The organism is Oscillochloris sp. ZM17-4 (assembly GCF_019599295.1).
Classification (GTDB): domain Bacteria; phylum Chloroflexota; class Chloroflexia; order Chloroflexales; family Chloroflexaceae; genus Oscillochloris.
Genome location: NZ_JAIEWN010000021.1, coordinates 24288 through 32584, shown reverse-complemented (window position 1 = coordinate 32584; position 8297 = coordinate 24288). Strand labels below are relative to the sequence as shown.

At 68.0% G+C, this 8297-nt stretch carries 6 protein-coding genes; 2 read left to right on the top strand and 4 right to left on the bottom strand.

Annotation, left to right across the window (positions count from 1 at the left end; all coding sequences use genetic code 11):
* Positions 1–91: 91 nt before the first annotated feature.
* The 4 genes from K2Z83_RS15925 to K2Z83_RS15910 form a co-directional block, all read right to left on the bottom strand.
* Positions 92–3004 carry an insulinase family protein gene (locus K2Z83_RS15925; protein ID WP_220596178.1) on the bottom strand — a complete coding sequence of 971 codons (2913 nt, stop codon included), beginning with the start codon at positions 3002–3004 and terminating at the stop codon, positions 92–94.
* A 70-nt stretch (positions 3005–3074) separates the two neighbouring features.
* Positions 3075–3404 carry a cupin domain-containing protein gene (locus K2Z83_RS15920; RefSeq protein WP_220596177.1) on the bottom strand — a complete coding sequence of 110 codons (330 nt, stop codon included), beginning with the start codon at positions 3402–3404 and terminating at the stop codon, positions 3075–3077.
* 179 nt (positions 3405–3583) lie between these two features.
* The gene (locus K2Z83_RS15915) at positions 3584–6214 is read right to left on the bottom strand and encodes an AAA family ATPase (RefSeq protein ID WP_220596176.1); all 2631 of its coding nucleotides are present in this window, start codon (positions 6212–6214) and stop codon (positions 3584–3586) included.
* Between the two features lie 320 nt (positions 6215–6534).
* Positions 6535–6804, bottom strand: coding sequence for a hypothetical protein (locus tag K2Z83_RS15910; RefSeq protein WP_370650192.1), 270 nt, complete (start codon positions 6802–6804; stop codon positions 6535–6537).
* Between the two features lie 283 nt (positions 6805–7087).
* Here K2Z83_RS15910 and K2Z83_RS15905 point away from each other — a divergent pair, with 283 nt between their 5' ends.
* Both K2Z83_RS15905 and K2Z83_RS15900 read left to right on the top strand, forming a co-directional pair.
* Positions 7088–8005, top strand: coding sequence for a DUF4032 domain-containing protein (locus K2Z83_RS15905; protein WP_220596175.1), 918 nt, complete (start codon positions 7088–7090; stop codon positions 8003–8005).
* Positions 8006–8080: 75 nt separating this feature from the next.
* Positions 8081–8278 (top strand): DUF2892 domain-containing protein, encoded by a 198-nt coding sequence (locus K2Z83_RS15900; protein WP_220596174.1) that lies wholly within the window; start codon positions 8081–8083, stop codon positions 8276–8278.
* The last annotated feature ends 19 nt before the right edge of the window (positions 8279–8297 follow it).

Below are 8297 nucleotides of genomic sequence, written 5' to 3'. Positions count from 1 at the left end.
CAGGAGCTGGTGCGATGCTTCGGCCCTACTTCGGCCCTACATATCATCATGCGATGCTTCGGCCCTACATAATTATGCGGGCGTCCTCCAATCACAACACACGCACGGGCGTCAACAGCCCCGGCCGCTCCTTGTTGGCCGCCTCGACCGCCTCGGCCGACCCGACCACGGCGATGATCCCCTGCTCGCGCACGGCGTCCACGGCGTCGGCGAAGGCCTTCAGGTCGGCCTCAGTGGCGTCGAGGATCTGCTCGCGCAGCCCCTGGCGGTAGGCGTCGGTGGCGCCGAGCAGGTGCCGCCACATGGCCGTGCTGCCCTTGGCGTCGGGCAGCTGGTAGCCGTCGATGTCGCTGATCGTGCCGATGATCGCCCGCTCCAGGGCCATCTTGTCTAGCGCCAGGCCGCGCAGGAAGTCCCCCGTGCGGTCGTAGATATCCAGGGTCGCCAGCAGGTTCGGGTCGCGGTAGGAGGTGTAGGTGAAGACGCCGGTGTTGCGGTTGAAGCCGCAGAACCCGCCGTAGGCCCCGCCCTGCACGCGCACCTTATCCCAGAGGTAGGCGGTGTTGAGCAGCTTCACCGCCACCGACGCCGAGCCGCCCGGCGTGATCCCCAGGTCGTAGAGGTTGGCCCCCTTGGCGACGTAGTTCACCTTGGCCGGGATGGTCAGCCCCTCGAAGGGGCCGGCCGGCGTCACGCCCCAGGCGGCCGGGGCGTAGGGGGCCGTCGGCAGCTGGGCCAGGAACTCGCTCAGCTGCGGGGCCAGCTCCGCGTAGCCGGCCTCGTCCAGGGTCACGTTGACGAACATGCCGCTGGCGTTCACCAGGTGGCGGCGGACCGCCTCCAGGTCGGCCAGGACGCCAGCCCAGTCGCTGTCGATGCGCCGCTCAAGCTCGCGGATGAAGAATAGGCCGTTGATGCCGCCCATCTGCTCGTCCACCCACTCGGCCGGGGAGAGGTGCGCGGAGAGGCGCTGGCGGGCGTAGCCGTGCCCGCTCGGCACCAGGCTCGACTCGCGCCCGGCCTTCGAGCGCAGCACCATCTGCTTGAAGCGCTCGCGGTTGTCGAGCCTCACCGTGAGCAGGATGTCGCGCATGATGCCGAGCAGCGCGCCGGCCTGCTCCAGGGTGGACTTGCCAGAGACCATCAGGTAGCCGATCGCCTCGCGGCCGCCGACGGTGGTGGCCGTGGTCGCCCCCGCGCCGACGCCGCCGGTGTCGCGGCCGATGCGCTGGAGCAGCCGGACGAAGTCCTCCGTCTCGGTGCCCATCTCGGTGAGGGCGCGGCCGAAGAGCGGCACGTAGGGCAGCAGCTCCACCGGCAGGGCCTTCAGGTCGAAGGCCACATTCAGGTAGACGATCCCGTTGGTGAAGAGGTCGTGGTGCAGGACGCTGACATCGCCCAGGCGGTGCTCGGCGGTGGGCAGGCTCTTGCCCTCGCGCTCGATGTCGGCCAGGGTCAGGGTCGGGATCTTCGCCAGCTCCTCGGGCGGGTCGGCCCGCTCCTGCATCTCCTTGAGGGCGTGGGTCTCGGCGATCACCGCCTCCAGCTCCGCGTCGCTCATGGCGGCGCGGGCGGCGTCGAGGCGGGCGCGCTCCTCGGCGGCGTCGCGCTCGGCCAGCTCCGGGTCGGGCCGCAGCAGCACGCGGGTGCGGTGGGTGTTCTCCAGCAGGGCGCTGCGGATGAGCCCCTCGAAGAGCCGCTCGCCGCCGTCGAGGGCGGCCCGGATGGCGGCCATGGGCGCCTCGAAGCGCAGCGGGGCCAGCGGGTCGCCCTCGTAGAGCCAGGTGCCGAGCGCGCGCAGCATCAGGCTCAGGCCGCGCGGGAAGGAGCCGGTGTTGTTCTCGCGCAGGCTGAACTCGAAGGTGTTTAGGGCGGCGGCGATCGTCTCCTGGTCGATCCCCTCGTCGGCCAGCCGCCCCAGGGTGCCCAGGATCAGCGCCTCGACCTTCTCGGCGTCGGCGGGGTCGATCCCCTTCAGGCCGACGGCGAAGGTGTGCTGGAGCAGCCCATCGTTATAGCCGCTGCCGGTCAGATCCTCGCCGAGCCCCGAGTCGATCAGCGCCTTGCGCAGCGGCGCGCCGGCGTTGCCGAGCAGGATGTAGCCCAGCAGGTCGAGCGCCAGGATGCGCTGCACGTCCTGCTCGGCCCCGATCATCCAGTTGAGCGAGACCATCGCCTTCTTGCCGCTGTCGTCGTCCGAGCTGTAGCGGTGCTCCAGCGAGCGCGGGGCCGCGAAGGGTGCCTGCGCGCCGATCTGCGAGGGCGGCGTGATCGGCTCGAACAGGCACAGGTAGGCGTCGAGCAGGCGCAGCCGCTCATCCTCCGGGTCGTCGCCGTAGAAGAAGAGCCGGGCGTTCGAGGGGTGGTAGAGCGTGCTGTGGAACTGCTTGAACTGCTCGTAGCTCAGGTCCGGGATGGCCTTCGGGTCGCCGCCCGACGAGTGGCCGTAGGCGGTGTCGGGGAAGAGCGACTGCTGGGCGTAGCGGCTGAAGGTGCCGTCGGGCGACGAGTAGGCGCCCTTCATCTCGTTGAAGACCACGCCCTTGAAGATCAGCGGGTCGTCCTTCTTCTCCAGCTCGTAGTGCCAGCCCTCCTGCTGGAGGATCTCGGGCGTGATCCGCGGGAAGAACACCGCGTCGAGGTAGACATCCACCAGGTTGTAGAAGTCGCGCAGGTTGGTGGAGGCCACCGGGTAGCAGGTCTTATCCGGGTAGGTGAAGGCGTTGAGGAAGGTTTTGAGCGAGCTCTTGAGCAGCTCGACGAAGGGCTCCTTGACCGGGTACTTGCGCGAGCCGCAGAGCACCGAGTGCTCAAGGATATGGGCGACCCCGGTAGAGTCCGCGGGCGGGGTGCGGAAGGTGACGCCGAAGCACTTGTTCTCGTCGTCGTTGGCGAGCGAGAGCAGCTCGGCCCCGGTCTTCGCGTGGCGGTAGATGCGGGCCTGGGTGTTAAGCTCGGCGATATGCTCGTCGCGGACGAGCGTAAATCCATGGGTGAGCGTCATCGCTTCCTCTTTCTCTGTGCCGTGGTACGCTCGGTATTGTACCAAAGCTTGGGTCAGACATCCGCTCCGCTCAGTCGCCGTCGGCGGCGAGGTAATCGGCGCGGGTGGGCGCGAAGGTGTCGATCACCAGGCTCTCCTCCAGCGTCCAGACGGCGTGGGGCGTGTCGCCGGGGATGGCCACCGAGCTTCCCGGCGCGGCCTCGATCAGCGCGTCGCCGACCTGGAAGCGCAGCCGGCCGCTCACGACGTAGGAGATCTGCTCCTGGGGGTGCTGGTGCAGCGGCACCGCGCTGCCGACATCGAGGCGCACCTCCATCTGGTAGATCTGCTCGCTCGCCACCAGGCGGTGGCGGTGGACGCCGGGGAAGACCTCGATCCAGCTCTGGCTTGGCCCGCGCATAGAGGTGTCCTTTTTGGGTACAGGGTACAGGGTACAGGGTACAGGGTACAGGGTACAGGTGGAGTGCATCAACAAGCGATATGTGCCACCAAATTGTCAGGCTGGCTTGAACCTTGTCTAAATGCTGAATGTTGAACTGCCAGTATTCAGCATTCAACATTTAACATTCAGCATTTGCGCTAGAGCGCATCGGGGGTGCGCTCAATCTCGTGGGTCAGCCCGGCCTGCACAAAGAGCGCGCGGGCCTGATCCTGGAGCGCGCGGCCGCGATCCGGGTCGCCGCTCCGCAGCTCGTGGGCGGCCCAGGCGCGCAGGGTGCGGCCCCTGTCGGCGATCAGCCCGGGCGTATCGAGGAGGCGCGCGCTCTCGACAAAGCAGAGCGCCGCGCCGAGGGGCTCCGCGAGCTCGGCCATAGCCGCGCCGAGCGCGCGCCAGGAGACCCCAACCTCGCGCGGGTCCACCGCGTCGCGGGCCAGGTTGAGCCCGCGCTGGGCGGCCTCGACCGCCTCGATCACCCGCCCCTGGTGCAGGTAGACGGCCGAGAGGTCGCGGTAGAAGTCGGGGAAGGGCTTGATCCGGCTCTGCTCACATATCTGGATGCCGCGCCTGACTACCTCCTCCGCCTCGACGTAGCTCCCCATGCCCACCAGGCTTGTGCCCAGGTTGCTCAGCAGGTAGATCTCCATATTGCGAATGCCGGTCTCGCGGGCGACGTGCAGGCCCTCCTCAAGGAAGGCCCGGGCGCTGGCGAAGTCGCCCTGGGCGTTGGCAATATAGCCCAGGTTATTGATCTGCATCGTCATCTCGGTCAGGTCGCCGAGCTCGCGGAAGCGGGCCACCGCCTCGTGGGTGTAGCGCAGCGCGGTCGCCATGTCGCCAAGCTGCTCGTAGGTGAGGGCGATATGGCCGAGGCACTTGGCGATGCCCGCACCATAGCCGGCCTGCTGGGCGATGACCAGGGCCTCCTGGGCCAGATCGAGCCCGCGCTGGGTGTCGCCGAGCCGGAGGTTGGCCATGCTCATATCGGCCATGCTCATCACGATCTGGGTCGGGTCGTCGGCCGCGCGGGCCAGGTCGAGCGCCTGCTGGGCGTAGTCGAGCATCGCGTGCAGGTCCGACATATCATCGGCGATGGCGGCGAGGCGCTCCAGCGCGCGGGCCTCGGCCTGCCGGTCGCCGGCCTGGCGGGCGAGCTCGCGGGTCTGGCGGAAGCTCGCGTTGGCGTCGGCGAAGCGCGCGGCCTCAAACTGGGATTGGCCGAGCTCGGCGTAGGCCACGAGCAGATCGGCGGCCGCCTCAGGGTAGCCGGCCAGGAGCTGGATGGCGTGCTGGTAGTGGGTGATCGCCGTGTCGAGCACATAGGCGGCGCGGGCCTGGGCTGCGGCGCGGGCCTGCCAGTGCCCCGCATAGCGGAGGTCGCCGCCGCGCTCGTAGTGGTCGGCGATCAGGCCGGCGTAGCTGTCGGCGCGGTCGCCGCTGTTGGCGATCAGCCAGTCGGCCATTCGGCGATGGTAGGTGGCGCGCTGCTCGGGGGCGATCTGCTCGTAGATCACCTCGCGCATCAGGTCGTGGCTGAAGCGGTACTCGCGCTCGCCGCGCAGCGCCGGCTCGGGCTGGGGCACGATCAGCGCGTACGATGACTCGAGGGCGCGCAGGATGGCCTCGACGGCTGCGCTGCGGGGCTCGTCGTACCCGGCCATCGCGGCGGCCGCGCCCGCCCAGAAGGAGCTGCCGGAGACCGACGCGGCGGCGAGGTAGGCCCGCTCGGCCCTGCTCAGCGACTGGAGCCGCGCGCGCAGCAGCTCCGTCAGGGTCGATGGGATGCGCAGGCGCGGCAGGCGGCCGACCTGGATCTGCCACTTGTCCGGCGCGGGGACGATCACGCCGTCGGCGACCAGCATCTTGATCAGCTCCTCGACGTAGAGCGGGTTGCCTGCGGCGCGGCTGACGATCAGGTTCCGCAGGTCGGGCGGCAGCTTGCCGGCCTTGCGCAGGATCTCGCCGACGAGCCGGCGGCTCTGGTGCTCATCGAGCGGCTGAAGCTCGATCAGCGCCGCCCCCGGCGCCCCCTCGCCCCAGCGCGGCCGCCGCTCGATCAGGCGGCGCTGGGCCAGGCAGATGATCATTAGGCTCTCCCCGGCGCTGATCTGAGCGGCATGCTCGATCATATCCAGCGAGCTGTCGTCGACATCCTGTACGTCATCGATCATCAGCACCATGGGCGCGTGCGCGGTGATCCGCACGATCAGCTGCATCGCGATCTGGATGGCGCGGTCGCGGATCGCGCGCACATTGTGGCGCAGCCCGCTGAGGTGGGGGCTCTCGTCGAGCTCGAGGCCGGCGAGGAATCCGAGGATATGGGCGTCCTCGAAGCGGCCCTCGCCGAGCATCGCGGTGACACCCCGCTCCAGCCGGGCGATCGTGGCCTCGTGGTGGTCGTTCTCATCGAGCTCGAAGAGGGCCGCGATCATCTGGCGCACCATGCCGTAGGGCTGGGCGATGCGCTGGATGTCCGCCTTGAAGCGGTAGAAGCGCAGCGGCTCGGGCAGGCGCGACAGCTGCTGGTAGAACTCGAACGCCAGGCGCGTCTTGCCGATGCCGGGGTCGCCGAGGATCGTGATCAGCTGGGCGTCGCCGCCGTCGAGCAGCTCGTAGAGCCGGGCGAGCAGCTGCTGGAGCGCGCCGTCGCGCCCGACCATCGTGGCCGTGACGCCGGCGACACCCCCGGGCGTGGAGATCGGCGGCTGCGATGCGGGGCCGCCGGCCCGTCGGTTCGCGCCAGGTGCGGGATGTGAGTCGGGCGGGGTCATCTGCTTCTCAGTGGTGATCAGGTGTCTACACCACATCAACGGGTGAGCGGCGGCGTATCGCTGATGGACAATGAATTATGGCCCTTGATTGCTCGTTAGCTGTGGGCCTATTATGCCACAGAACAGGTAGGAAATGTGGTGCATCCTCCCACAAAAAACTGGTTCTGCTGCGTCGTGACGTAGCCACGCCGCAGTAGAACCAGTGCAAGCTATGCCTACCTGGCACCAGCCAACATAGGAGAAGGGGTGCGCCATACCACAGATCCGCGCTGGGCGCGTGGCCGAGCACGGATCTGTGACGACAGGTGCGCTCAGCGCGGTCAGGCGGCGGCGAGCTCGGCGCGCAGCGCGGCCTCGGCGATCCGCAGCTGGCGGTCGCGGCTCTCAAGGGTGGCGGCCATCGTGCGCGCGGCCGAGAGCTGCGCCGCGCGGGCGGCGGCCGTCCCTCCGGCGGGCACCTGCTCTGTCTCCAGGCGAAGCACCGCATGGCGTGCGCGCTCGATGCGCGGCCCGAGCGCCTCCAGCCGTGCGGTCAGAGCCTCTAGGCGGGTGGTGTAGTAGGACTGGTCCATCAGTGATGTCTGCTCCACGATGTGGCCCCATCGCGCGCTGCGCGATGGGGCCGGGTGTCTGTCCGGCGATGCGGCCTCTGAGCCGCAGTCATTGGCTCAAGTATACCATGACTCCCCTATCGCTATGGCTCATACGGGTGCGGCGTCTTTCCCCTCCAAATAGTACCTCTTGCAATTGTCTACGCATCGTGATACGCTTCACGCGGTAGGTACACCGATACAATACAGGCTACGCGTATGCCCCGTCATCGTCAGACAGGCCTTCCACGAAGGAGTGCGGCGCGACTGGGAGGATATGCATATGTCCTGGGTCTCCAGCAACACGCGCGAGGACTTCCACAAGGCCAGGCGCTCGGCCTTCATCGCGCAGCTCCTGACGATCATCACCCGCAGCTCGAACGAGCTGCTCCCCTTTGAGGAGGTCCGCGCCCGCCTGCATGTGCGCGGACAGCACTACCTCGGCCACCAGACGGTGCTCATCAGCACGATTATCGGCAGCGAGGGCCGCTACGCGGACTTCGACCGCCGCTTCGCGCCGCGCACCGACGCCACCCGCTTCCGCTGGATGAGCGTCGACCGCGCCTACTATGAGGATGTCGGCCTCCCGGCGGTGGACCTCTACAAGCTGGGCGATATCTACTTTGTGAAGGACGGGCACCACCGCATCTCGGTGGCCCGCCAGCGCGGCCAGATCGAGATCGACGCCATTGTCACCGAGCTGACGGTGGATGTGCCCCTGACGCCCGACCTAGATATGCGCAGCATGCTGCTTAAGGAGGAGTACAGCGACTTTCTGGCCTGGACGAATCTGGCGGAGCTGTGCCCTGGCCAGCTGATCGAGTTCAGCGAGCCGGGCGGCTACCTCGATCTGGTCAGGCATATCAACGCTCACCGCTACTATATGGGGCTTGAGCGTGACAGACCCGTCGATCGTGATGAGGCGGTGGTCAGCTGGTATAATGAGGTCTACCGGCCGGTGGCCGAGGTGCTGCGCGAGCAGCAGGCCCTGCGCTTCTTCCCGGGGCGCACCGAGGCCGACCTCTACCGCTGGATCATGGACCACCGCTGGTACCTGCGCGAGCGGAATGGCGGGGCCGACCCTGGCCCGCTCGTTGCGGTAGCCGACTATGTGCGGCTCTTTGGCCGGCGCAGCATGGCCGAGCTGACCGAGCGGCTCATGCGCGGCCTGCGCACGATGACGGGCGCGACGCCCGTGTAACGTACGATGCCAACGCTGCATCTATAGGTGTAGTGTGGTGCCACTATGACACTGATAGCGAGCAGGAGGCGAGTTATGGAAGCATGGCTGAATGAGGGGTCGATTGATCGGGTGGTGCGGCTGGCGGTGGGCGTGCTGCTGCTGGGCGTGGCCTTCATCTTCCTCGGCGGGGTCTGGCAGATTATCGTCGGCCTGCTGGGGGTGATCGCTCTAGCCACTGGGGCCATTGGCGTCTGCCCGCTGTATCGCGTCTTTAGGATCAACACGAAGTAGGCGATAGCCGATAGCCGGA

Coding starts and splice junctions, on each gene's coding strand:
- K2Z83_RS15905 (WP_220596175.1), top strand. CDS start 7,088: ATGTCCTGGGTCTCCAGCAACACGCGCGAGGACTTCCACAAGGCCAGG.
- K2Z83_RS15925 (WP_220596178.1), bottom strand. CDS start 3,004: ATGACGCTCACCCATGGATTTACGCTCGTCCGCGACGAGCATATCGCC.
- K2Z83_RS15900 (WP_220596174.1), top strand. CDS start 8,081: ATGGAAGCATGGCTGAATGAGGGGTCGATTGATCGGGTGGTGCGGCTG.
- K2Z83_RS15915 (WP_220596176.1), bottom strand. CDS start 6,214: ATGACCCCGCCCGACTCACATCCCGCACCTGGCGCGAACCGACGGGCC.
- K2Z83_RS15920 (WP_220596177.1), bottom strand. CDS start 3,404: ATGCGCGGGCCAAGCCAGAGCTGGATCGAGGTCTTCCCCGGCGTCCAC.